Genomic DNA, 23,767 nt, shown 5'->3' with positions numbered 1-23,767 from the left:
CCTGTTTACTCACGCCGTTGGCGGATCATGGGAAAGCGGTCGCTTTTCGCGACGGCGGTTTCTTACGCCCCGAATGCGGCGGCAGCAAGCGCTTTTTGACCGGTCAGGTTTGCGCTGACCTATCCAACTTATCCCGCGTCACGCTGGCCCGCTATAGTTCAGGCATGGTCGGAAAAGTGGGGCAACCAAGCCTCAGCCCGGCAGGGCGCCGGCCATGCTGCCTCACGCCATGGCCGAGGCCAGTATCCCGAGCCAGAGCGCGGTCGACAGCAGGTAGATCCGTTCAAACAAGCCAAAAACCCGGCGCAGGGCCGGGATCAGACAGATCACGACGCCACCCAGCGACAATGTGACGGCCCAGCGCAATCCGCTCAGCACCCAGCGCGCCCAATCGGCGACAAGGGGCAGGGCGATGGGGTGCAGGACGTCGATGGCCATATAGGTCAGCGCGAAGCTCGCAATGGCAAAGCCATAGTGCAGCTTTCCGTTGCGCGTCAGCCGCTCGCCCTCGATATCGGTCGGGAAGGCAAGCACGCCGAGCCTGAACGCGGCCATGGCCAACAGGTATAGGCCGCCGCGGACCGGGAATTGCCCGCCTGCCAATATGGCAGCCCCAAGAAGGAGCGCGGCGACAATACCCGCCGACGCATAGGCCGCGAATAGCGACCGGGTCGGCCCGACGCCATAGTCGCTGACGGCGTGCCGGATCGGGCTGTAGCCGCCCCGGACGTGCAGGAGCCCGAAGAGAACCAGCACCGCCAAGTAAAGCAGCGCGGCCAGCAAATACAATATTGCCATGACAAAATCCGCCTCAACGGCCGAACCACAACCGGGTTGACCGCAAGCGACAATACCGGCCAATCGGCGCGCGACAAACGACTATCAGCGGCCATTCGGACCGACTTATCCAACTTATCCTCGCGTCACGGTGGTCAGCTATAGTTCAGGCATGGTCGGAAAAGTGGGTGACGGCGGTGACGCCGGCCCAGCGGGGGCACGGGCGCCATGGCTGACGATGAAGGCGCGGCGCCGAACTGGGCCGCCATCCGTGAGGAATATGAAGCGCGCCGGTTTGTGCCGGCCACGATCTGCAAGCGCTACGGCATCACGCCGGCGCAATTGCGCTATCGGCGGCAGGTCGAGGGTTGGCTCAGTGCCAGCGCCCGGGTAGCGCGGCAGGACGGGCTGGTGGCGCGGATGCTGAAGGTTTTGGACAAGCAGATACGGCGACTGGAGATGGCGGTGAACGAACCGATCGAAAAACAGGCCAATGTGCTCAGCACATCGGTCAAGACACTCGACAAGCTGATCGAGCTGGGCGCGGCGCAGCGCAATGTCGAGCCGGCGACCAAGAAGGACATGACCGACCTGCGCGACAAATTGGCCAAGCGCATTGACCAGTTCAAGAACCGCTGAGACGCTGGCCGAAGTCGCCGCCAAGTCGGACGATGAGGTGGCCGAACACTATTACGATTGGGACCGTTGGGCGCTGGACAAGCAGCGCCCGCCGCAGGGCGACTGGACCACCTGGCTGCTGCTGGGCGGGCGCGGCTCGGGCAAGACGAGGGCCGGGGCCGAATGGGTGCGCGGGCTGGCCGCAAGGCGGATCGGGCCGATTGCCCTGGTGGGCGAAACCATGACCGAGGCCATCTCCATCATGGTGCGGGGCGAGAGCGGCATCCTCAATGTGCATCCCGACGAAGACCGGCCGGTGCTCAAGGGGCAGCGGCTGATCTGGCCGAACGGCATTGAGGCAACCATTCTCTCTGCGTCCGACCCGGACCGGTTCCGGGGGCCGCAATTCGCCGCGGCATGGTGTGACGAGGTAGGCAAATGGCCACGGGCGGAAGAGGCCTGGGACATGCTGCAATTCGGTCTGCGTCTGGGCGAGCGGCCGCAGCAATTGGCAACGACCACGCCCAGGCCGACGCGATTGCTGAAACGCCTGCTCGATGACGCCCATACGGTGGTGACGCGCATGGCGACGGCGGAAAACAAGGCGCATCTGGCGCCGCAGTTTCTCGACGCCATTGTCGGGCGCTATCGCGGCTCGGTGCTGGGGCGGCAGGAGCTGGAGGGCGAGTTGATCGAGGATCGGCCCGACGCGCTGTGGCAACGCGCCATGTTTGCGCCGGTGAGCGGGGTGGTACCCGGGCGGGTGGTGGTGGCGGTCGATCCGCCGGTGACGGGCACGGCGAAATCGGATGCCTGCGGGATTATCGTGGCCGGCCGGGTGGGCGAGGGTGCGGTGGTGCTGGAGGATTGCACGGTCAAGCCGGCGGCGCCCCTGGCCTGGGCGCGGCGGGCGGTGGCGGCGTTTCATGCCCATGGGGCCGATACCATCGTGGTCGAGGTCAATCAGGGCGGGGACCTAGTCCAGTCGGTGATCGAGCAGATCGATGGCAAAGTGCCGGTGCGCGCGGTGCGGGCCAATCGGGGCAAGTGGCTGCGGGCCGAGCCGGTGGCGGCGCTTTATGGCCGCGGGCTGGTGCGGCATGTGGCGGGGCTGACGGCGCTGGAAGACGAAATGTGCAGCTTCGGCCCGGATGGCAAAAGTGATGGCCATTCGCCGGACCGGGTGGATGCGCTTGTGTGGGCGGTGACCGAATTGCTGCTGGAAGAAACGCGGCCGCGGGTGCGGGGGATTTAAGCCCCGACCAGCCCGGAACAAGGACCAAAAACATGCCGAACTGGATCAGCCGCCTGATGGGTGGCGGAGCGAATGCGCCTGCCGAAGCCAAGAATTTTGCCGGGCATACTTTGCTCAGCCTCAGCGCGCTGGGGCCTGCCAATTGGAGCCAGCGGGGCTTTGCGAGCCTGGTCAACCAGGGTTTTGCGAAAAACCCGGTGGTCTATCGCTGTGTGCGGCTGATTGCCGAGGCGGCCAATCGGGTGCCTCTGGTGGTGAGCGAGGATGGCAAGAAACTCGATGAGCATCCGCTGGCCGAATTGCTCAAGCGCCCCAATGGGCGCCAATCGGGCGGGGAAATGCTCGAGGCGGTCTATGCCTATCTGCAGACGGCGGGCAATGCCTATCTGCAGGCGGGGATCGTCGATGGGCAGGTGCGGGGGCTCTTCTGCCTGCGGCCGGACCGGATGAAAGTGGTGGCGGGGGGCGATGGCTGGCCCGTGGCCTACGATTATACGGCCGGCGGGCGAAGCATGCGGCTGCACCAGGACACTGCGCCCGTGCCCTCCGTGCTGCATATGGCGCTGTTTCACCCCATGGATGACCATTATGGCATGGCGCCGCTGGAGGCCGCCCAGACCAGCCTCGATATTCATAATGCCGCTGGCCAATGGAACAAGGCGCTGCTCGACAATGCGGCGAGGCCATCCGGTGCGCTGGTCTATTCGGCGGGCGGCGGGAATTTGACGGAAGATCAGTTCGAACGGCTCAAGAGCGAGCTGGAACAGGGCTTTGCCGGGGCGGCCAATGCCGGGCGGCCCATGGTGCTCGAAGGCGGGCTCGACTGGAAAACCATAGCCCTGACGCCGCGCGACATGGATTTCATCGAGGCCAAGCATGCCGCGGCGCGCGATATCGCACTGGCCTTCGGCGTGCCGCCTATGCTGCTGGGCATTCCGGGCGACAATACCTATGCCAACCTGGCCGAGGCCAACCGCGCGCTGTGGCGGCAAACCCTGGTGCCGCTGGTGGTGCGGGTGGCGGAGGAGCTGAGCAATTGGCTCTCGCCGGCCTTTGGCGGGGCGATTGTCATGCCCGATTTCGACGGGGTGGAAGCCCTGGCGGAGGATCGCGCGGCACTGTGGGAACGCGTGGGTAATGCGGCGTTCCTGAGCGACGCGGAGAAGCGGGCGATGGTGGGGCTTTAGGCGGCACGGGGTTGGCGATGGCCAGCCAGGAGGCCGCGGACGGAGATATCTTCGTCGAGGGTCGGCCAATGGATGCCTTCGCCACGGCCTATAAGGCGCCATTTGGCGCGGTCAGCGTCTGAAGCGTCACGCAGGCGGGGGAACCACTCGAGCGGCACCAACAGCTCGCGACCGTCATCAAGAATGACGCGCAGGACCGTGGCGGTGACAATGACGTCAACGGCCAGCGGTTCTGTCTCAAGCGTCAAAGTGCTCATGCCATGCTTTCAGAAATTCGGTTCGGTGCTCGACCACCAGTCGCCGGACAGAGCCCAGCTCATGGGAGCGCACCCGTTGGGATGATGCCAGTTCTACCGGCTCAAGCCAATACTTGGCGAGTTTGTCGCCGAATTCAACGTGGATATGCGGCGGCTCGTCATTCTCGTTGCTGAAGAAAAAGAACCGGTAGCCGTCGAGGCGAAGGATCGTGGGCATCTGCAACCTCTGCAATCACAGCACTGAAACAGAAAGCCATTCTGAAGTGTCAGAAAAGTTGGACGAAGGATCAGAAAATGGACGAGCTGACCAAAACCGTCGTTGAGCGGGGCGATCTGGCGCATCTGGCGCTGTTTTTGTGGGCGAGCAGTTCGACGGCGATGCTGGTGTGGTGTCTGCGCGAATTGGCCAAGGCCAATCAGCACTTCAACGACTTCGTGCACGAGATCGCCAACCTGAATCGATTGTTCAAGAAGGGAGACTAGCGCCATGGCCAATAAGCAGGATCGCGCGCAGGCGCAGCAGACGTTCCGGCAATTTGCCTGGAACCTGGCGGGCACGCTGACCAGCGCCAAGGCGGGACAGAAACCGGCGTCGCGGCCGGGTAAGCGCTGATGGGGCCGATAGCCATCGATGCCGATGGCCGGTTTTCTGGCTATGCCAGCGTGTTCAACCGGGTCGATGCCGGAGGCGACATCGTCATGCCGGGGGCCTTCGCGGCCTCGCTGCGCAAGCGGGGCGAGCGCATCAGGCTGTTGTTCCAGCATGACCCCAAGGAACCCGTCGGCATCTGGGAGGCCATTGGCGAGAATAGCCACGGGCTGCTCGTGGCCGGGCGGCTGGTGCCCGGCGTCGAACGCGCCGACGCATTGAAGCGCCTGATCGAGAACCGGGCGCTGGATGGGCTCTCCATCGGCTTTCGCACCGTCAAGGCGACGCGCGAACCGGGAACGGGACACCGGCGCCTGCATGAGATCGACCTGTTCGAGATCTCCATCGTGACCTTTCCGATGATGGAGGACGCCCGCATTGCCGGCGCCTCCGGACTTTCGGCTACCGCCGCGATCGTCGCGGCGACGCAAACCATCCGCAACCGATAAGGACATTTCCATGACCAATATGACCGACGGCCTTGAAACCAAGGCCGGCGCGGGGAGCGATATCAGCGCTCTTTTCGCCGAATTCTCTCATGCCTTCGAGGAATTCAAGGCGACCAACAACCAGCGCCTGGGAGAGCTCGAAAAACGCGGCTCGGCCGATGGCTTGCTGGAAGGCAAGCTCGACCGGCTCAACGCTGTGCTCGATGGCCAGAAGGCGGCGATGGATCGCGCGCTGATCGACCGCGCCCGCCCGCTGCTCGATGGCAAGGCGGCTGTGGCCGAGGGCGAATATAAGGACGCCTTCGCCTCCTATGTGAAACGCGGCGAGGAAAAGGCGCTGTCGATCGGCGTCAATGCCGATGGCGGCTATGTGGTGCCCGCCGAGACGGAAACCGAAATTGCGCGGCTGATGACGGCGGTGTCGCCGATCCGCGCCATTGCCGGTATCCGGCAGGTGTCGAGCGCTGTTTATAAACGGCCGATTTCGGTGACCGGCCCGGCCGTGGGCTGGGTGGGTGAAACGGCGGCGCGGCCGGTGACGAACTCGCAGACACTTGCGGAACTGAGCTATCCGACCATGGAACTCTACGCCATGCCGGCGGCGACTTCGGCCTTTCTCGACGATGCGGCGGTGGATGTCGGCCAATGGATTGCCGAGGAGGTGAATGCAGCCTTTGCGGCGCAGGAGACCACGGCTTTCGTGAATGGCGATGGCGTCAACAAGCCCAAGGGGTTTTTGACGGCGACCACTGTGGCGGAAAGCAGCTGGAGCTGGGGCAATCTCGGCTATGTGGCGACGGGGGCGGCCGGCGCTCTGCCAGCCAACAATGCTAGCGACGTTCTGATCGACCTGGTCTATGCGCTCAAGGCCGGCTACCGCCAGAATGCCAGCTGGGTGATGAACCGCAAGGTCCAGGGCGCGCTGCGCAAGCTCAAGGATGCCGACGGCAATTATCTCTGGCAGCCGGCGGCCAGTGCCGATGGCAAAGCGCGGTTCATGGGGTTCGATCTGGTCGAGGCCGAGGACATGCCGAACATGGCGGCCAACTCGCTGTCGGTGGCGTTTGGCGACTTCCGGCGCGGATATCTGATCGTGGATCGCCAGGGGGTGAGCGTGCTGCGCGATCCGTTCAGCAGCAAGCCCTATGTGCTGTTTTATACGACGAAGCGTGTGGGTGGCGGGATTGCGGATTTTGATGCGATCAAGCTGCTCAAATTTGCGGCGAGCTAGGGCCGGACATCGCAGTACCCCCTCCTAACCTCCCCCTGACAGGGGGAGGAACTGCCTGGTGGCTGAAGCGGGAGCGTGCCTCAAACGCGATCTGTCCCTCCCCCTGTCAGGGGGAGGCTAGGAGGGGGGACCCTCACTCCAAACAAAAAGGCAAAAAACATGATTTCCTATCTTCTCGCGGGGCCCGCGCAGGAGCCGATTTCGCTTGGTGAGGCCAAGGCGTTTCTCAAGGTGGATGACACTGCCGAAGATGGCCTGATCGCGACGCTGATCGGGGCGGCGCGGTTGCATGTGGAGGGGGTGACGGGCCGGGCGCTGCTGGCGCAGAGCTGGCGCGTGGTGCTCGATGCCTGGCCGGAGAGCCGGGTGATCAAGCTGCCGGTGAGCCCGTTTATCTCGGTGACTGAAATCAATGCGGTGGATGAGGCGGGGGCGCTGCATGCCATTCCGTTGGCGCAGTTTTTGGGCGAGCCGGACCGGCTGCTTCTGCCGCGCTCGGTGGCGGGCATGCCGCTGCTGCGCGAGCGGCAAGGGATTGAGATCGATTATGTCGCCGGATTCGGGACGGAGCCGGAGGATGTACCGGCCGATATCCGCCAGGCGCTGTTGGTGCTGGTCGGATACTGGTTCGAGCATCGCGACGCGGTGATCGTGGCGGGGTCGGGGGCCGTGGTGCCGTCCGGGTTTGACCGGCTGGTGGCCGGGCACAAGCGGGTGCGGTTATGAATGAGCGCATTCCCCCGATTGGTACGCTGACCGACCGGGTGCAGCTGCGCCGGCGCGAGATGGTGGTCGAGGACGAGGCGGGGCATGGCGTGCTCTATGTGCCGCTGGCCTCAGCCTGGGCGCGGGTGCGGAGCCTGTCGGGACGGCAGGATTCCAGCGCCGACGGGCGTGGCGTGGCGATTTCCCATGTCGTGGTACTGCGGTTTCGCAGTGACATCGGGCCGGGTGACCGGATCGTTTATCGCGGGCGCAATCTCGATGTGGTGGGGGCAGCCGATCTCAATGGGCGGCGGGCCTATCTGAGCTGCACCTGCAGCGAAACCAGTTTTACGGGGTAGGCCATGCATCCGATTGTGGCGCTGCAGGGCGCATTGGTGAGTGCGCTGGGGAGTGATGCTGAACTGGTGGCGATTATCGGGGCCAATGGGGTGTTCGATGCGCCGCCGCGGGGGCGCGCGGCGCCCTATGTGGTGATTGCGCGGCATGATGTGATCCAGCGCGATGGGGACGTTGCGCCGGGGCAGGAGCACCGGATTTTGGTGCATTGCTGGGGCGATCAGCCCAGCCGCAGACGGGCGCTGGCGATTGCCGAGCGGGTGGTGGCGGTGGGGCTCGCCGTTGTTGTTGCGGGGCTGGTGGTGAGCCATGCCGAGCATGTGCGGACCGATACTGTGATTGATCGCGATACCGGGCTGGCGCGGGCGGCGGTGACGCTGCGGTTTTTGAGTGAAGCTGCTGCCTAGCCCCATCAATTCTTGAAAGGACCGAAACATGGCCGCTCAGAGCGGGAAGAATATGTTGCTCAAGCTCGACCAGACGGGGGCGGGGAGCTTTTTGACCGTGGCGGGGCTGCGCACGCGGGCGCTGTCGTTCAATGCCTCGACGGTGGATACGACCGACCAGGAAAGCGCCGGGCGCTGGCGGGAATTGCTGGCGGGGGGCGGGATCAAGCGGGCTTCGGTGTCCGGGGCGGGAGTGTTCAAGGACGCCGCTTCCGATGCGCAGATCAGGGCGCTGTTTTTTGCCGGGACGATCCGGAATTGGCAGTTGATCATTCCCGATTTTGGGACGGTGGCGGGGCCGTTTCAGATCGTGGCGCTGGAGTTCTCGGCCGATCATGCGGGGGAAGTGACGTTCGACCTGGCGCTGGAGAGCGCGGGGGAAGTGACGTTTGTGGTGGTGTGACCGCACATCAAAACCAAAAGGGCAAAAAGACATGGCGATTGCGCAGCGTGGGGAGATTGAGGCGGTTATTGGCGGGGAGCGGCTGACGCTGTGCCTGACGCTGGGGGCGCTGGCCGAATTGGAGGCGCTTTTGCAGGCGGGTGACCTGGTGGGGTTGGCGGAGCGCTTTGCCAATGGCCGGGTTTCGGCGCGGGATCTGACGGCGATCCTGGGGGCGGGGCTGCGGGGCGGAGGCAAAGCAATGAGCGATGACGAGCTGGCGCGGCTGGCTATCGAAGGCGGGGTCAAGGGCGCGGCGGAGATCGCGGTGCGGCTGCTGAAGGCGACGTTTGGAGAGGCGGCGTGACGCCGTTTCCCTGGGAAGCGGCGATGCGGTTCGGGCTGGGTGTGCTGCGGCTGGCGCCGCGCGACTTCTGGGCGATGACGCCGCGCGAACTGGCCTCGGCCTGGGGCGCGGTGATGGGCGACCGCGCCGGGCCGCTGGGGCGGCAGGAACTGGGTGCGATGATGGAGAAATTCCCCGATGGCCGATGAATTATTCCCCGACGGTTTTCGCGATGAACTGACCGATGTGCAGCGGGAGCTGGACCGTATCGAAGACCTCGCCGATGGCGTGGCGCGATCGATCAGCAGTGCTTTTCGCGGCGCGCTGCTGGAGGGCAAGTCGTTCCAATCGATGTTGAGCGATATTGCGCGCAGCTTTGCCGATATCGCGCTCAAGGCGGCGATCAAGCCGCTGGGGGAGCTGGCGGGGGGGCTGATCGAGAACCTGTTCAAGGCAACCAATCCGGTGCTGACGGGCGTGACGCCCTTTGCCAAGGGCGGGGTGATCGCGGCGCCGAGCTATTTTCCGATGAGCACGGGGCTCGGACTGATGGGCGAGGCGGGGCCGGAGGCCATCATGCCTTTGGCGCGCGGACCCGACGGGCGGCTGGGCGTGGCCGGCGGCGGCGGCGCGGTGCATGTGACATTCAATGTGACGGCGAGCGATGCGCGCAGTTTTGCAGCGAGCGAGGCGGAACTGAGCGCGATGCTGCTGCGGGCGGTAAAGCGGGGGACGCGGGGTTCGTGACGCTTGGGCTTCGTGCTGCCGTCCCTCTCCCCTTGAGGGAGAGGGTGCCGAGAGGCGGGTGAGGGGTTGCCGCCGCAAGCATCCAAGCATGGGAGAGCGCAGAACCCCTCACCCTGACCTTCCGCTGAACGCGTCAGGTCTGTCCCTCTCCCTCAAGGGGCGAGGGGAGGCTCGCACTGACATTTGCAATCTAGGAGGCAAAAAGAATGGCCTTTCATCCAATTCGCTTTCCGCTGGATGTGGCGCTCGGTTCACGCGGTGGGCCGGAGCGGCGAACCGATGTGGTGACGCTGGCGGGCGGGGGCGAGCAGCGCAATGGGCGCTGGCAGCATTCGCGGCGGCGTTACAATGCGGGATACGGCGTCAAATCGCGGGCGGATATGCAGGCGGTGCTGGCGTTTTTCGAGGAGCGGCGCGGTCGGCTGCATGGGTTTTTGTGGCGTGATGGGCTCGATCACTCCTCTGGTGGGGCGGTCCCGGGGGTAAGTGATCAGGCCATTGGCGTGGGCGATGGCGTGCGGAAAACCTTTCAGCTGAGCAAGCGCTATGGGGCGAGTTTTGACCCCTATATGCGGCCGATCACGCGGCCGGTGGCGGGAAGTGTGCGCGTGGCAGTGGCCGGCGTCGAGGCGATGAGCGGCTGGAGCGTGGATGTCGGCAATGGCGTGGTGACGTTTGCGGCGGCGCCGGGCGCTGGGGCGGCGGTGACGGCGGGTTTCTTGTTCGATGTGCCGGTGCGGTTCGATACCGATAGGCTCGATATCGAGCTGGCCAGTTTCGATGGGGCCGAGGCGCCGTCCATTCCATTGGTGGAGATCTTGCCATGAGGATTTTGGACGCCGGACTGGCCTCGCATGTGGCGCAGGGGGAGACGACGCTGGCCCATTGCTGGCGGATCCGGCGCAAGGATGGACTGGTGCTGGGATTTACCGACCATGACCGGACGCTGGTATTCGATGGCACGGAGTTTTTGCCCAGCCATGGGCTGGATGGCGGCGAGGTGCCGGCCAGGCTGGGCGGGCAGGTGGAAACCAGCGAAATGCTGGGGGTGATCCATGCCGAGGCGGTCAGCGAGGACGATATTCTGCTTGGCCATTATGACGGGGCGGTGGTGGAAAGCTGGCGGGTTAATTGGACCGATGTGAGCCAAAGGCTGCTGCTGCGGACCGACGCCATTGGCGAGATTGTGCGTGAGGATGGGGTGTTTCGCGCGGAACTGCGGTCGGCGCAGCAGGGGCTCAATGCGACGCGGGGGCGGGTCTATCATGGGCTGTGCGATGCGGAACTGGGGGATGTGCGGTGTGGCGTTGACCTGACGGCGTGGTGGGGCAATGCGACGGTGATTGCTGTGGAGGATGCCTATCGCGTGCGGGTCTCGGGGCTGGGTGGCTTTGCCGATGGCTGGTTTGGCTTTGGCAAGGCGGCGTGGAGCGCGGGGCGGCGCAGCGGGCTGACCGATGGGGTGATGAGCCATGGGCGGGTGGCGGGTGTCGATGTGCTGGGCTTTGCGGTGAAGCTGGGGGATTGGGTGGTGCCGGGCGATACGCTGGTGGTGACGGCGGGGTGTGATCGGCGGTTTGCCACCTGCAAGGCCAAGTTCGCCAATGCAGTCAATTTCCGCGGCTTTCCGCATATTCCGGGCAGCGATTATGTGCTGCGCCATCCGCGCAATGGCGATGCGATGGATGGGCGGGCGGTGGTGAAATGAATTCCGATGCCGTGGTGAGCGCGGCGCGGGACTGGCTGGGCACGCCCTATCGGCATCAGGCGGCGACGCTGGGGGCGGGGTGCGACTGCCTGGGGCTGCTGCGTGGGGTTTGGCGGACGCTGTATGGAGCGGAGCCTGTGGCAGTGCCGCCGTATCGGGCGGATATGCGGGACCCGGCTCATGCTGGGGCGCTGGGGGCGGCGGCGGAGCTGTTGCTGGTGCCGGCCGAAGGGGCGCTTGCGGCGGGGCAGGTGGTGCTGTTTCGGCTGAGCGGGATGGCTGAGGCCAAGCATTGCGGGATTTTGCTGGGGCCGCAGCGGTTTATCCATGCGCAGGAGCGGCTAGGCGTGGTCGAGGCGAATTTGACCGAGGCCTGGGCCCGGCGGGTGAGTGGGCGGTTTTTGTTTCCCGACTAGGGCCCGGCCCACACATCGCGGCCCCCTCACCGTCTCGCCCTGCGGGCGATCCACCGTCTCCCACAAGGGGCGAGGGGGAGCTCTGTGGCTTTCATATACGCTGCCTCCCTTCTCCCCTCGTGCGAGAAGGTGCCCCAAAGGGGCGGATGAGGGGGCCTTCAAACAGGACAGGAACTGAAATGGCAACGCTTGCGCTTTCGCTGGCTGGGCAGTTTGCGGGCGGGCTGGTGGGTGGGCCGTTTGGCGCCACCTTGGGGCGGGCGCTGGGGGCGATGGCGGGGAGTGCCATCGACGGCATGCTGTTTGGCGAGAAGGCCAGTGCGACAGCCAATGATTTGCGGCTGCAGGGTTCGTCCGAGGGCGGGGTGGTGCCGCGGCTTTATGGCTGGAGCCGGCTTTCGGGCAATATCATCTGGGCGCGTGAGCTGGAGCTATTGGGCGATGGCGGCGGGGCCAAGGGGATGGGCCAGCAGCGCGAGGACGAGGTGGGCGCCAGCTTTGCCGTGGCGTTTTGCGAGGGCGAAGTGCAGCGGCTGGGGCGCATCTGGGCCGATGGGCAATTGCTGGATACCGAGGGGCTGACGCTGCGGTTTTATCGCGGCACCGAGGACCAATTGCCCGATGGGTTGATCGAGGCGACGCAGGGCGAGGCGCCGGCCTATCGCGGCATTTGTTATCTCGTGATCGAGCAATTGCCGCTGAGCAAGTTCGGCAATCGCATTCCGCAATTGTCGGTGGAATTGTGCCGGGTCGTAGGAGAGCTGGAGCCCAATATCCGGGCGGTGACGGTGATCCCCGGCGCGACCGAATTTGGCTATGACCCAAGCCCGCGTGTGCAGGTGGTGGGGCCGGGCAAGACCTTGGGAGAGAATACTCATGTCGCCCGGGGTATCAGCAACTGGACTTGCTCGATCGACGAGCTGGTGGCGCTGTGCCCGAACCTGGAACATGTGGCGCTGGTGGTGGCCTGGTTTGGCAGCGATCTGCGGGCGGGCAATTGCGTGGTGGGGCCACGGGTTGAAAGCGCGGCGCGTGATGTGAAGGGGGCGGCGTGGAGCGTGGCAGGGCTGGGGCGGAGCCAGGTGCCGGTGGTGTCGAGGCATGGTGACGGGCCGGCTTATGGCGGCACGCCTTCGGATAGCTCGGTGCTGGCGGCGATTGCCGACCTTAGGGCGCGCGGGCTCAAGGTGACGCTTTATCCGATCATCATGATGGATGTGCCTTCGGGCAATAGCCTGCCTGATCCCTATTCGGGGGTGGCGGGACAGGGGGCCTATCCCTGGCGGGGGCGGATCACTTGTCATCCGGCGCCGGGGCGGGCGGGTTCGCCCGACAAGAGTGCTGTGGCGGCGGCGCAGGTGGCGGCGTTTGTGGCCAATGGCCATCGGCAGATGGTGCTGCACTATGCCGGGATTGCAAAGGCGAGCGGGGCCGATGCACTGCTGATCGGTTCGGAAATGCGTGGGCTGACCACAGTGCGCGCGGCGGGCAATAGCTTTCCGTTTGTCGAGGCGCTGGTGGGGCTGGCGGCGGAGGCGCGGGCCATTGTGGGTTCTGCGACCAAGCTCAGCTATGCGGCCGATTGGAGCGAGTATTCGGGCTATCAGCCGGATGGGGAGAAGTATTTTCATCTCGATCCGCTCTGGGCGAGCCCGCATATCGATGCGGTTGGGATCGACAATTACATGCCGCTGGCCGATTGGCGCGATGGGGCGGGGCATGCGGATGCGGCGTTCTCGGCCAATGGCTATGACCTCGATTATCTCAGGGGCAATATTGCCGGTGGCGAGGGGTTTGACTGGTACTATGCCAGCGATGCCGACCGGGCGGCGGGCGTACGTTCGCCAATCAGTGACGGGACATACGGCGAACCTTGGGTGTGGCGCTTCAAGGATATCCGCAATTGGTGGAGCCAATGGCATCATGATCGGCCGGGTGGCGTACGAAAGGCGACGCCGACGGGTTGGGTGCCGGGTACGAAGCCAATATGGCTCACGGAACTGGGGTGTGGCGCGGTCGATAAGGGGGCCAATCAGCCCAATATTTTTGGAGACGACAAGAGTGCCGAGGGTGGGCGCCCGTATTTTTCGAGTGGGTTGCCCGACCCGTTGATGCAGCGGCAATTTTTGCGGGCGCATCAGGAGCATTGGCGCGATCCGGCCAATAATCCGGCGGGGATGGTTGACGTGTCGCGGGTCTATCTCTGGACCTGGGATGCGCGGCCCTATCCGGCATTTCCGGCACAGGTGGATGTGTGGGCCGATGGCCCCAATCATCGCACCGGGCATTGGCTGACCGGGCGGCTGGGCGGGCTGGCGAGCGATGAATTGGCATCAGCGATTGCGGCTGAGCATGGCGTGGCGCTGACGGCGGAACCGGCGGCGCCCTTTGTGTCGGGCTATGCGCTTGGTACGGCCACGACCGGGCGGGAGGCGCTGGAACCACTGCTTGAGGTGAGCGGGCTGAGCCTGCGCGGCACCGTGGAGGGGCTGCATGCGGGTGTGGCGCGGCGGGTTGAGACCGTGACGCTTGATCCGCTGGAACTGGCGGCCGGGGAGGGGGCGGTGCTCTCGCGCCGGCGCGGCGATGCGGGGGAGGCGCCGGGGCGGCTGGCGCTGAGCTATGTGGATCGGGAGCGCGATTATCTCACCGGCACGGTGACGGCGCTGACCAAGGCCGATGGTCCGCTGGTGGGCGAGGCGGTGGCGCTGGTGCTGGATGGGGCGGCGGCGCGGCTGGCGGCGGAGCGGGTGCTCGATAGCCGGGCGGCGGCGCGGGAGACGCTGGATTTTGCCCTGCCGCCTTCGCTGCTGGCGCTGGAGCCGGGCGATCTGGTGGCCATTGACGGATTGGCCGAGGGGCCGTTTGAGATCGCTGAAATCCGGGATGGGCTGAGCCGGCAAATCAAGGCGCGGACGCTGCCGAACAATACTGCGGTCGCAACGGCTATCGACCGGCAGCTGGCGCCGGGCGGTGGCGAATTTGCCGAAGTGTTGCCGCTGGTCGTGGTGGCGCATCTGCCGCCACTGCCGGACGATCCTGCGCGGTCACGGCTGGTGGTTGGCGGCTATGCGCAGCCATGGCCGGGGCATTTGCGGGTAACCGACGAGGCGACCGGCGCTGTCATTGCCGACCTGACGCGCCGGGCCATGATCGGGGAGACCGTGGCGGCATTCGCGGCGGGGGCGCCCGGCATCTGGGACAATGGCAATGCGGTCGAGCTGAGCCTGGTGACCGGGCATCTGGCCTCCGTGGATGCGCTGGCCGTGCTGGCCGGAAGCAACCGGCTGGCGGTGGAAACCCCGGGTGGTTGGGAAGTCATTGGCTTTGCCGATGTCGAACTGGTCGCGCCCGGCCGGTTCCGGCTCACCCGTCTCCTGCGGGGCCTGGAAGGGACGATCCCGGCGGCGGCTCCGGCCGGGCGGCGGGTGATCGTGCTGGATGGGCGGGCGGCGACGCTGCCGGTCGAGGCGCATCTGCTGGGGGAAGAGCGGACGTTCCGTGTCTATGCCGGCAGCAGCGATGTGAGCGGTACGGCTTGGCCTTTTGCCGCGGCGCCAGCTTCGGCCTTGCCCCTGCCGCCGGTGCATTTGCGGGCCCGGCGGGCGGATGATGGCGGCGTGGTGCTGTCGTGGATCCGGCGCAGCCGGGCCGATGGGGATGGCTGGGGCGCGGTGGAAGCGCCGCTCGAGCATCAGCCCGAAGCCTATCGCATCAGGATTTTGAATGGGTCGGCACTGGTGCGGACATTGGTGAGCACCGCGCCGGCGATGAGCTATGGCGCGGCCGAACAGACTGCCGATTTCGGCGCTCTGCCATCCGGTTTTGGATTCACCGTGGCCCAGATCAGCCCGGTGCTGGGCACAGGACATGCCGCGACAGGAGAGTTCCATGGCTAGGACACGATTCGACATCTGTCTCGACGAGGTGCTGCGGCACGAGGGCGGCTATGTTGACCACCCCAGCGACCCGGGCGGGGCGACCAATATGGGCATCACCCACAAGACGCTGGCGCGGTGGCGCAATATCTCGCCGTGGTGGAAGCTGCCCAAGGCCCAGGTCAAGGCGCTGGGCCGGGCCGAGGCGGCGCGCATCTATCGGGCGAGCTATTGGGATCGCAGCAAGGCAGGAAATATGCCCGCCGGGCTCGATCTGGTGCTGTTCGATTTTGCCGTCAATTCGGGGCCGGACCGGGCCATCCGCACGCTGCAGGCCGAATTGGGCGTGGTGGCGGATGGCCAGGTTGGGCCGCTGACGCTGGCGGCGATTCAGCGGCGAGTCGCGGGCACGAGCGCAGCCGGATTGATTGCTGCCCTTTGTGACCGGCGGCTGGCCTTTCTCAACCGTCTTTCGAGCTTTCCCACCTTCGGCAAAGGCTGGACCAACCGTGTCGCGGCAGTCCGCAAGGCTGCGCTGGCCACGATTGGGGCGGCGACCGCGCCCATTCCTCCTTCTTCAACCTGGAGCACCACAATGGATTTCCTCAACGGCTACAAAACCTATATCGTTGGTTTCATCATGCTGCTGGCAGCTGGTGCGCAATTGCTGGGCGTGGAATTGCCCGCGCTGGATGGCGCTTCGGCCGGTCAGCTGATCATGGAGGCGCTGGCCGTTATCTTCCTGCGCAGGGGATTGAAGGGGGATATCGGCAAGGCGTAATGCCGCAAACTGGACATGATCACCATATTCATGTCCCATTCAGCAACGCCCCCATAGATTGCTCTCATGAAAACCTTGATCATGAAATTGCTGCCTGCCGCCGCGCTCGCCCTGGCCATCGGCTTTGCCGCTACTGGCACGGCCAGTGCCCAGGCCTGCCTGGATAAACGGCAGATTCAGGAGGCGGTCTCGTCTGGCCAGATCATGTCGCTCGACGCCGTTCTGGCCTCTGCGGGGGTGGATTCGAGCGTCGAGGTCCTCAATGTGCAGGTATGTGACCAGGGCGGCAGATTAGTTTATATTATCGGCGTGCTGAGCCGGGACGGACAGGCGCAGAACCTGGTTCTGAGCGCCCAGTAACGGCGCATGCAGGGGGCAATCGATGCGTATTCTCGTTGTCGAAGACGACACCAATCTCAATCGGCAGATCAAGGATGCCTTGACCGAGTCCGGCTATGCGGTCGATGTCGCCTTTGACGGCGAGGAAGGCCATTTCCTCGGCGATACCGAACCTTATGACGCCATCGTCCTCGATATCGGCCTGCCGCGCATGGATGGCCTCAGCGTGCTCGAGGAATGGCGCCGGGCCGGCAAGACCACCCCGGTATTGCTGCTGACCGCGCGTGACCGCTGGAGCGACAAGGTGCAGGGGATCGACGCCGGCGCCGACGATTATGTCGCCAAGCCCTTTCACATGGAAGAAGTGCTGGCCCGCATCCGTGCGCTGGTGCGCCGCGCCGCCGGACTCGCCTCCAACGAAATCGTCGCCGGTTCGGTGCGGCTGGATTCGCGCTCGGGCAAGGTGACGGTCGGTGGCCAGTCGGTGAAACTCACCAGCCATGAACTGCGCCTCCTGAGCTATCTGATGCATCACAAGGGCAAGGTGATCTCGCGGACCGAATTGACCGAGCATCTCTACGATCAGGATTTCGACCGCGACAGCAATACTATCGAGGTGTTTGTCGGCCGCCTGCGCAAGAAGCTGCCGGAAGACTGCATCCAGACGGTAAGGGGCCTGGGCTATCAGATCGCCGAGGATTAATCAGTGCTCGCTGGCCTGATGCGCAAGGGCTCCATTGCGGCATCCCTGTTCTGGTTGTCGGCGGGCTGGCTGGTTCTGGCGCTGGTGGCGACCGGCTTCCTCTTGACGGACCTTTATTCGCGCGCGCTCGATACCTCGCTGTCCCAGACGCTGGAATTCCACGTCGAAAGCCTCACGGGCGCACTGCTCGAGGCGGGCGACCCGGTCAGCCCGGAAATTGCGCTGACCGATCCGCGTTTCGACCGGCCGCGTTCAGGCTGGTACTGGGCCATCCGCGATGCCAATGGCACGCTCTATAATCTCTCGACATCGGTGGTGGGGATCGACCTGCCGGTGGTGACGGGTCCCCCCGATGTGCTGGGCCGCCGGACCGCGGTGATGGACGATGTGTTCGGTACGCGCATGCGCGTGGTGGAACGGGCGGTGACAGTGGCGCCGACCACCTATCAGATCGTGGTCACCGGCAATCTCAGCGAAATTCTCGAACTGGTGGATGATTTCCGCGGTCAGGCCTTCATCGTGCTCGGTGCCGTGGGCGTGATGCTGGCCGTGATGAGCTTTATCGTCGCGCGCTTTGCCATGCGGCCCATTTCGCGGCTGAGCAAGGCCATCGAAAATGTCCGCGAGGGCGAGGCCGGCGAGGTGGCGGGCACCTATCCGCGCGAAATCGCGCCGCTGGCCGAAGAGGTCAACGAATTGCTGCGCTCAAATGCCCAGATCATCGAGCGGGCACGTAACCAGGTAGGCAATCTGGCCCATGGTCTCAAAACGCCCATTGCCGTGCTGCGCAACGAGGCGGGGGCAAAAAAGGGCGTCCTGGCCGATGTGGTGCTGGCCGAAAGCGACAAGATGAGCACCATGGTCGCGACCTATCTGGAGCGCGCCCGGCTGGCGGCGCGTACCTCGGTAGTTGGCAAGCGCGCCGACGCCACCATGATCATGCTGCGGCTGACCCGCGTGATGCATAAGATCCACCCCGACGTGACCGTGGCCTTTCAGCGGCCCGATGCCTCACTGCCCTGGTTCCGCGGCGACGAGGCCGACCTTGAGGAAATGGCGGGCAACCTGCTGGACAATGCCTGCAAATGGTCCAAAGGGCAGGTGGGGGTGCGGCTGGATGCCGAACGCGGCAATACCGGCACTTTGCTGCTGATCCGCATTGACGACAATGGCCCCGGCCTGACCGAGGAAGACGCCCAGAAAGTGTTGCGCCGCGGTGTCAGGCTGGACGAGAAAACGCCCGGCAGCGGGCTGGGACTCGATATCGTCAAGGAACTGGTCGATGTCTATGGCGGCAGTTTGGAGCTGAAACGCTCGGCCTTGGGCGGTCTTCTGGTGGAATTGCGCCTGCCAACGGCCCGGTTGGGCTCAATGGCTAAACCGGTTGCAAGCTGACGCATTTTTGCCGCAATACATTAACATGAGCCACTCACCGACAACGAGAACCAAGATATGAACCGCATCGCTCTTCTCGCTACGCCATTGCTTGCCCTGTCCCTGGCCGCCTGTGCCAGCACGGCACCGTCTGCGCCCATCCAGCAGGCTCCGATCGTGGCGGCCCCGGCGGTTGTCACCCCCAATGTGCCCACCCCGGCCCAGACCACCCAACTGGCCCTGGCGACCACCAGTGTTGCCAATGGGTTCGTCGATGCGGGGGCGCTCTCTGCCATGACCGCCAAGGATTCCGCTGAGGCCAACAGCGCCCAGTTCTATGCGCTGCAGTTCGGCCGCCCGGGCGCACCGCGCCAATGGGCCGGCGACAAGGGCACCACCGGCTCGGTTGCCGTTGGTCCCTATGTTCGCGTCAACAATCTCGATTGCCGCGACTTCACCCACACGGTGAAGGTCAATGGCCAGGACTTCGTCAAGAAGGGCACGGCCTGCCGCGAGCAGAACGGCAACTGGGCCGTGGTGCCTGGCAGCGCCGCCTAATTTTTGGCGCTTCCGGCGGCCGCTGCGAGCGGGTTTTCGTGCCCTCCACAGTGTGAGGCAGGCCCGTCTGACCAACCACGACGTCATTCCCGCGCAGGCGGGAATCCACTCTTTTCCAGCCACTTGGCGAAGGAAGAATGGATTCCCGCCTGCGCGGGAATGACGTCGTGGAGTTGGTGAGTTCTGTTCGAAGGCAAAGCCTGAATTGCCGGGTTGCCCTAACTCGCCCGGGTAAGGATTGTTTACGAAGCCGCGATAGGGTTTGGGGAGATTTGCTTCCCAGACCGACCGCGCGATGTCCCAGACCACCAACCGCCCAGCCGATACTGTCGAGCAGCGCCAATCCATGCGCGCTGGCGCTTCGTCGTCCCAGCCATTTGCCGGGCTGATCGATGCGGTGATCGTGGACGATCCGGTGCCCTTTGCCTTTCCCGGATCGGTTGCCCGCAGTCTGGCGCAGGCCGTCTGGATCTGGGTCAATCGCGATCTCTGCCAGGATATCGATATCAGCGACCTCGAGCAGGTCATGCCCGACGTGCTGGCCCGCATGCGCGAGGCCGTGGACGGCGCCGATGCCGACTACGACAATGGCCGCCGCCTGCGCGCGGCGCTCGGCAATGACGAGGCCCGCGCGGCCCTGCCGGTGATCATGGCGGCGCTGCGCAATCGGGCAGTGCTCGACAAGGCGCAGGCATTCGGCCGCGCCGTCAATACCATTGCCGACGAGGCGGCTTTGGGGACGGCAATCCACTCCATGCCTCTACAGGACCCGCCGCTGGCTGCATTGCTGTTTCATGCCGCTATGGGGCAGGTCGCCAATCCCTCGCGGGTGGTGGGCGCCGTCATCAAGCTATCCGGCAATTCCAATGAAGGCACGGTGGCGCGGGCCGGGTTCGGCCCGGTGATCGACGCCATTCTGGCGCATGCGCAGAACCAGTTGCACTTGCTGCAGCCGAGCGGTCCATTCTCCGATATCGACCTCATGTGCCGTGCGCTGGACCGGTTTCACCGTCTGGTCCGCGCCTTGACCGGCTATGTCGAATTTGCCCGCGGCAGCCGCTGGTCGATGGTGCTGTCGGCCATAACCAAGCAGATTTCCGACCGTATCGAACCGCGCCTCAAGGATGTTGTGCCCGACATCAACCAGGCACTGCGCAAGCCGCGCGAGGGCGCCGACCGGCTGGACAATGACCGGCTGCTGGCCGCGCTCAATGGCGTCTATCTGCTCTCCGCCATCCGGGATAGCCGGGACAGTCTGGCGCTTAATGCCCTGTTTGATCAGGCCTGGAACCAGTCGGGCCAGACGCTGGAAATGCATCTGCAGCGCAATCTCGAATTGCTGCGGCAAAATCCCGACGACAAGATCGTGGGGACGCGGATGGAGGCCGGCATCAAGATGGCCGAAATCCGGTTCAATCCGGAATATGCCGAAACGCTGCGCCGCGCCCGCGCTGCCGCCGAGCGCCGCGGCTAGGCTCATCCCTCAGCCGTATAGGGCGAAACCAGCCGGATTTCGATGGCGCGACCGTGGTCGCGCAGCGAGAGGGTCTGGGGCGGATCGCGGGCAATAAGCGCAATGGCGCCTTGCGCCGTATCGCGCAGGACGACGCCGATTGCCTCGCTTGGGTGGCTTTGTTGCGAAGAGCGGTGGATGAGGCTGCCCGGCTCGAGCCGCCGCGCTTCGGTTGCGGCCACCAGCCACAACCCGGCGTCATCGCCAAAACGGCCCGCCAGAAAAGCCGGCACCAGAGGCAGCTCGCCGGTGTTTTGGATTGGCGCGGGACCGGTGCTGGGCACGGCCATGCCCACCCGTTCTGCCGCGACGATGCCGGCGCTGGCCGCCGGAATGGCGCCCAGTTGCACGCCGGCGGCAATTGCCGCGATATCCAATGGCTGCGGCGTGTCGGCCAGTGACCAGAGCTGCGGCCGTGGCCGCCATAGCGGGCGGCGGGGCCGGGCGGCGATTGCTGGCCGCTCGAGGAGGCGAATGCCGCCATCGAGCATGGCGGGCGCCGCATCGTCGGGCCCGTCCGGGCCGATGGGGCAGGGGGCATCCGCTGTTTCGTGGATCGGGTCGATGACGACCTCATGCACGGGCTTGCGGTCCCGGCCGAGCAACCTGTCCACCGCGTCATCGCCACTGGCGATAGCGGCATGGCGGCTGAGATATCCCGATGCCGCGCCTGCTAGAATGATGCCGCCCGGGCCGTCCAGCGCCTCCAGCCGGCTCGTTGCCGCATTCCATTGGCTGTGTCCTCCTGCCATGTGCCAGAGCGTGAGATCGGGTTGCCAGCCGCCGCAGACGACCAATCGGTCAGCGGCCAGCGGGGTCTCAGGCGTGGTTTGCCGCCCGATGGCAAGATGCGGGGTCAGGGCCATGCCCTGGCCTTTGCGGGCAGTGGCCGAGGCGGGAACCAGGCCGGGCGCCATGGTGATCCCATAGGCCTTGGCAAATTCGATGAAGCGCGATTGCGGCTGGGGGCGGGCATCGAGAATGCGCGTCACCGTCACACCCGCATCGCTGGCCAGCATGGCGAGGCGATAGGCGGCGCTGCTGGCCGTGGCGATCAGCGCCGTCTGACCCGGCCAGATGCCATATCGGTCTGCCAGCTCGAAAGCCTCAAGTGCGCCGGCAACGCCAGGCAGGCGATTGCCGGAGAAAACCGGGAGGCGTTCGACAGCGCCGGTCGCAAGGACGATGCGTGGGGTATGCACGAGCACCACGCGGCCCTCCGGCCCGGTGGCATCGACAATATGAATGCGCACCAGACCAGGCCGCAGCGTGGTCACTTCGGCCCCGAGCCAGATCACGACACCGGCAGCGGCGACGGCCGCCGAGAGGCGCGCAATGCTCTCGTCCGGCGTTTCTTCCCCATCCTGCGTGCCAAAGAGGCGGGAATGGCCGCCCAGGGCCGAGGCGGATTCCGATAGCACGACGGACAGCCCAGCCTTGGCTCCGGCCAGGGCGGCGGCCATTCCCGTCACGCCGCCACCAATGACGAGAAGGTCGCAATGCTGTTCCGCATTCACCGGACTGTCGAGCCAGGGCTGGGCCAGGGCGCCGCCATCGAGCCGCACGCCGAGAGAATGCGCGGGACGCAGCAATCGACCGATGAGGTTGTGGCGCTGGGCCATATCGACAGATGTCAGATAATCCGCACCGTCTGTCGCCGGAACCCTGTGCATGGGCAGTGCGCGCGAGGCGTCTCCGGCCGATCGCGCCGGAAGGATGGGCGGCGCAAAGCGGGTGCCCAGCGCCATCGGCGATTTGGCCCGCAGGCCAATTGTGTCAATGCCGGCCGCAAGAGCGGCGCTCAAGATGCTGTCGCCGGCAAAACCCGAAATGATCCTGCCATCGAGCCGGAATTGCAGCGGCTTGCCGCGGTCGATCAGGCGGCCAGCCAATTGGTGGGGTCCATTGGCCAGGCGATGGGGCTGCGCGGTCATGACAACGCCTCCATGGCCGGGAAATATTCCGCCACGGCCGAGGAGGAGGCTGGGCGATTGACCAGGCGGGCCGAGAGCCATCGATCCTCTTGCGGAGCCGCAATGCCGGCCAGCCAGCGGGCGATTGCGGGCGCAAGGAAGATCCCAACCGCACCGAAGCCCGCCAGGATATCGCAGCCGCTGCCATCGATCCGGCCCACGGCCGGGGCGCCATCGCGCGTGGTGACGATGCCATATTGCGACTGTCCGGCGCGGTGAACCGTCCGCTCACCTCCCAGCAAAGCGCTTACGGCCTCAAGCACACGGTCCATTCGGCCGGGGCCGAAGGCGACAACGCCGCCCTCGGGGCGTTGCCACAAGGTCAGTCCGCTGTCGATTTCCTGCATGACCGGGGCGGCGATCCGTCCGGTCGGTTCGGTGAGAATGGTCGTGCCATATCCCTGGACCAGCAGGTTGGGCCAGCGTTCGGCGGGCAGATGCGACAGTATGGCTGCGTCGTCTGCCAGCACGCATTGCCTGGCCGATATGGCTGCCTGATCCGTGCGGATCACGCCGCTGCCATCATCGCGAATGATGACGTCGCTCTGCGGGCCGCCCAATTGCACCCCCTGCAGCGCCATCCATCGGTCCAACGCCGGTTCGGCTGTGGCCCGGTCGATCAGGATGGCGTCACGGAACAAGACGCCCTCGCGACCCCTCGCCATGGCATCTGGCCGCGGACGTTCGGCGGCGAGGCCGAAACCGCTGGCCATATGCCGGATATGGGCGAGCGCCTGTTGACCTTCACCGCTATCGGCAAACAGCATAGGGTCGAGCCGGGTCCAGCTTTTGCGGCCGGCAATGCGGGTGATGAGCTTTTGCACCTCCGCCCGGCCGGACTGGAGCAGGGCCCAGCTTTCCGGCCTGGTCAGCGGGGCAATCGATAGATCGAGCGCGCGGGGCAGGCGGAAGCCCGATTGGCTTTCGCCCACGAACACCACCGATTTGCCCTGCATGCCGGCCAATAGCCCGGCAATCAGCCGTGCCTGCGGGGTCGCGCCCAATATGGCAAAATCGACGCGGGTTTCGGTCATGCCGGCGAAGGGGCGGGCGTTGTGCGTGCCTGTGGCAATGCGTCCGCCTCAATGATGTGTGTGAGGGTAGCTTTTCGCCGCATT

29 protein-coding genes are annotated in these 23,767 nt (G+C 65.3%); 24 read left to right on the top strand and 5 right to left on the bottom strand.

Annotated elements, in window-relative coordinates:
• Positions 1-222: 222 nt before the first annotated feature.
• Positions 223-798, bottom strand: a complete 576-nt coding sequence (locus QQL79_RS11115; RefSeq protein WP_284390777.1) for a DUF998 domain-containing protein — start codon at positions 796-798, stop codon at positions 223-225.
• A 207-nt stretch (positions 799-1,005) separates the two neighbouring features.
• Between QQL79_RS11115 and QQL79_RS11110 the strand changes: the two genes are divergently transcribed.
• The 3 genes from QQL79_RS11110 to QQL79_RS11100 are packed head-to-tail and all read left to right on the top strand — an operon-like array spanning position 1,006 to position 3,837.
• Positions 1,006-1,416 (top strand): hypothetical protein, encoded by a 411-nt coding sequence (locus QQL79_RS11110; RefSeq protein ID WP_284390775.1) that lies wholly within the window; start codon positions 1,006-1,008, stop codon positions 1,414-1,416.
• On the top strand, positions 1,394-2,650 hold the full coding sequence (locus tag QQL79_RS11105; protein WP_284390773.1) for a DNA-packaging protein: 1,257 nt from the start codon (positions 1,394-1,396) through the stop codon (positions 2,648-2,650). The genes QQL79_RS11110 and QQL79_RS11105 overlap by 23 nt, the downstream gene beginning before the upstream one ends.
• Before the next feature lie 32 nt (positions 2,651-2,682).
• Complete coding sequence (locus tag QQL79_RS11100; protein WP_284390769.1) at positions 2,683-3,837, top strand: phage portal protein; 1,155 nt, start codon at positions 2,683-2,685, stop codon at positions 3,835-3,837.
• On the opposite strand, the gene QQL79_RS11095 is transcribed toward QQL79_RS11100, so the two are convergent.
• Together QQL79_RS11095 and QQL79_RS11090 are read right to left on the bottom strand one after the other, a co-directional pair.
• Positions 3,834-4,094 carry a DUF2442 domain-containing protein gene (locus tag QQL79_RS11095; RefSeq protein WP_284390766.1) on the bottom strand — a complete coding sequence of 87 codons (261 nt, stop codon included), beginning with the start codon at positions 4,092-4,094 and terminating at the stop codon, positions 3,834-3,836. The two genes, QQL79_RS11100 and QQL79_RS11095, sit on opposite strands and share 4 nt — an antisense overlap.
• The gene (locus QQL79_RS11090; RefSeq protein WP_284390764.1) at positions 4,075-4,311 is read right to left on the bottom strand and encodes a DUF4160 domain-containing protein; all 237 of its coding nucleotides are present in this window, start codon (positions 4,309-4,311) and stop codon (positions 4,075-4,077) included. The genes QQL79_RS11095 and QQL79_RS11090 overlap by 20 nt, the downstream gene beginning before the upstream one ends.
• Before the next feature lie 77 nt (positions 4,312-4,388).
• Here QQL79_RS11090 and QQL79_RS11085 point away from each other — a divergent pair, with 77 nt between their 5' ends.
• From QQL79_RS11085 to QQL79_RS10985, 21 genes are all read left to right on the top strand, one after another.
• A complete protein-coding gene (locus QQL79_RS11085) occupies positions 4,389-4,577 on the top strand; it encodes a hypothetical protein (RefSeq protein ID WP_284390763.1) in 189 nt (62 codons plus the stop codon).
• Positions 4,578-4,581: 4 nt separating this feature from the next.
• On the top strand, positions 4,582-4,707 hold the full coding sequence (locus QQL79_RS11080; RefSeq protein ID WP_284390762.1) for a hypothetical protein: 126 nt from the start codon (positions 4,582-4,584) through the stop codon (positions 4,705-4,707).
• On the top strand, positions 4,707-5,192 hold the full coding sequence (locus QQL79_RS11075; protein WP_284390761.1) for an HK97 family phage prohead protease: 486 nt from the start codon (positions 4,707-4,709) through the stop codon (positions 5,190-5,192). Before QQL79_RS11080 ends, QQL79_RS11075 begins: the two co-directional genes overlap by 1 nt.
• Positions 5,193-5,211: 19 nt before the next feature.
• A complete protein-coding gene (locus tag QQL79_RS11070) occupies positions 5,212-6,423 on the top strand; it encodes a phage major capsid protein (protein ID WP_370461250.1) in 1,212 nt (403 codons plus the stop codon).
• Between the two features lie 159 nt (positions 6,424-6,582).
• Complete coding sequence (locus tag QQL79_RS11065; RefSeq protein WP_284390758.1) at positions 6,583-7,149, top strand: head-tail connector protein; 567 nt, start codon at positions 6,583-6,585, stop codon at positions 7,147-7,149.
• Positions 7,146-7,487, top strand: coding sequence for a phage head closure protein (locus QQL79_RS11060; protein WP_284390756.1), 342 nt, complete (start codon positions 7,146-7,148; stop codon positions 7,485-7,487). Before QQL79_RS11065 ends, QQL79_RS11060 begins: the two co-directional genes overlap by 4 nt.
• Before the next feature lie 3 nt (positions 7,488-7,490).
• Positions 7,491-7,892, top strand: a complete 402-nt coding sequence (locus QQL79_RS11055) for a DUF3168 domain-containing protein (protein WP_284390754.1) — start codon at positions 7,491-7,493, stop codon at positions 7,890-7,892.
• A 28-nt stretch (positions 7,893-7,920) separates the two neighbouring features.
• The gene (locus QQL79_RS11050; protein ID WP_284390753.1) at positions 7,921-8,334 is read left to right on the top strand and encodes a phage major tail protein, TP901-1 family; all 414 of its coding nucleotides are present in this window, start codon (positions 7,921-7,923) and stop codon (positions 8,332-8,334) included.
• Positions 8,335-8,365: 31 nt separating this feature from the next.
• Entirely contained in the window at positions 8,366-8,680 is a 315-nt protein-coding gene (locus QQL79_RS11045; RefSeq protein ID WP_284390751.1) for a gene transfer agent family protein, read from the top strand.
• On the top strand, positions 8,677-8,868 hold the full coding sequence (locus QQL79_RS11040) for a rcc01693 family protein (RefSeq protein ID WP_284390750.1): 192 nt from the start codon (positions 8,677-8,679) through the stop codon (positions 8,866-8,868). Before QQL79_RS11045 ends, QQL79_RS11040 begins: the two co-directional genes overlap by 4 nt.
• A complete protein-coding gene (locus QQL79_RS11035) occupies positions 8,858-9,406 on the top strand; it encodes a phage tail tape measure protein (protein WP_284390749.1) in 549 nt (182 codons plus the stop codon). Before QQL79_RS11040 ends, QQL79_RS11035 begins: the two co-directional genes overlap by 11 nt.
• Before the next feature lie 206 nt (positions 9,407-9,612).
• On the top strand, positions 9,613-10,233 hold the full coding sequence (locus QQL79_RS11030) for a DUF2460 domain-containing protein (protein ID WP_284390747.1): 621 nt from the start codon (positions 9,613-9,615) through the stop codon (positions 10,231-10,233).
• Entirely contained in the window at positions 10,230-11,114 is an 885-nt protein-coding gene (locus QQL79_RS11025) for a phage/gene transfer agent baseplate hub protein (RefSeq protein WP_284390745.1), read from the top strand. Before QQL79_RS11030 ends, QQL79_RS11025 begins: the two co-directional genes overlap by 4 nt.
• Positions 11,111-11,530 carry an NlpC/P60 family protein gene (locus tag QQL79_RS11020; protein ID WP_284390743.1) on the top strand — a complete coding sequence of 140 codons (420 nt, stop codon included), beginning with the start codon at positions 11,111-11,113 and terminating at the stop codon, positions 11,528-11,530. Before QQL79_RS11025 ends, QQL79_RS11020 begins: the two co-directional genes overlap by 4 nt.
• A 179-nt stretch (positions 11,531-11,709) precedes the next feature.
• Positions 11,710-15,429, top strand: coding sequence for a baseplate multidomain protein megatron (locus tag QQL79_RS11015; RefSeq protein WP_284390742.1), 3,720 nt, complete (start codon positions 11,710-11,712; stop codon positions 15,427-15,429).
• A complete protein-coding gene (locus tag QQL79_RS11010) occupies positions 15,422-16,189 on the top strand; it encodes a glycoside hydrolase family 108 protein (RefSeq protein ID WP_284390740.1) in 768 nt (255 codons plus the stop codon). The genes QQL79_RS11015 and QQL79_RS11010 overlap by 8 nt, the downstream gene beginning before the upstream one ends.
• Before the next feature lie 66 nt (positions 16,190-16,255).
• Positions 16,256-16,549: a hypothetical protein gene (locus QQL79_RS11005; RefSeq protein ID WP_284390738.1), complete on the top strand. Its 294-nt coding sequence runs from the start codon at positions 16,256-16,258 to the stop codon at positions 16,547-16,549.
• 22 nt (positions 16,550-16,571) lie between these two features.
• Positions 16,572-17,231: a response regulator transcription factor gene (locus QQL79_RS11000; protein WP_284390736.1), complete on the top strand. Its 660-nt coding sequence runs from the start codon at positions 16,572-16,574 to the stop codon at positions 17,229-17,231.
• A gap of 3 nt (positions 17,232-17,234) precedes the next feature.
• Entirely contained in the window at positions 17,235-18,626 is a 1,392-nt protein-coding gene (locus tag QQL79_RS10995; protein ID WP_284390733.1) for an ATP-binding protein, read from the top strand.
• Between the two features lie 57 nt (positions 18,627-18,683).
• Positions 18,684-19,163 (top strand): hypothetical protein, encoded by a 480-nt coding sequence (locus QQL79_RS10990; protein WP_284390731.1) that lies wholly within the window; start codon positions 18,684-18,686, stop codon positions 19,161-19,163.
• Between the two features lie 295 nt (positions 19,164-19,458).
• Complete coding sequence (locus tag QQL79_RS10985) at positions 19,459-20,637, top strand: hypothetical protein (RefSeq protein ID WP_284390729.1); 1,179 nt, start codon at positions 19,459-19,461, stop codon at positions 20,635-20,637.
• A 2-nt stretch (positions 20,638-20,639) separates the two neighbouring features.
• Here QQL79_RS10985 and QQL79_RS10980 read toward each other — a convergent pair whose 3' ends face one another.
• Positions 20,640-22,610 (bottom strand): FAD-dependent oxidoreductase, encoded by a 1,971-nt coding sequence (locus QQL79_RS10980; RefSeq protein WP_284390728.1) that lies wholly within the window; start codon positions 22,608-22,610, stop codon positions 20,640-20,642.
• Positions 22,607-23,683, bottom strand: coding sequence for an FAD-dependent oxidoreductase (locus QQL79_RS10975; protein ID WP_284390726.1), 1,077 nt, complete (start codon positions 23,681-23,683; stop codon positions 22,607-22,609). Before QQL79_RS10975 ends, QQL79_RS10980 begins: the two co-directional genes overlap by 4 nt.
• Positions 23,684-23,767: the final 84 nt, after the last annotated feature.

The sequence above is a fragment of the Devosia yakushimensis genome (genome assembly GCF_030159855.1).
Classification (GTDB): Bacteria; Pseudomonadota; Alphaproteobacteria; order Rhizobiales; family Devosiaceae; genus Devosia; species Devosia yakushimensis.
Note: the sequence above shows the minus strand (reverse complement) of the source record. Positions and strands in the feature narration are given on the sequence as shown.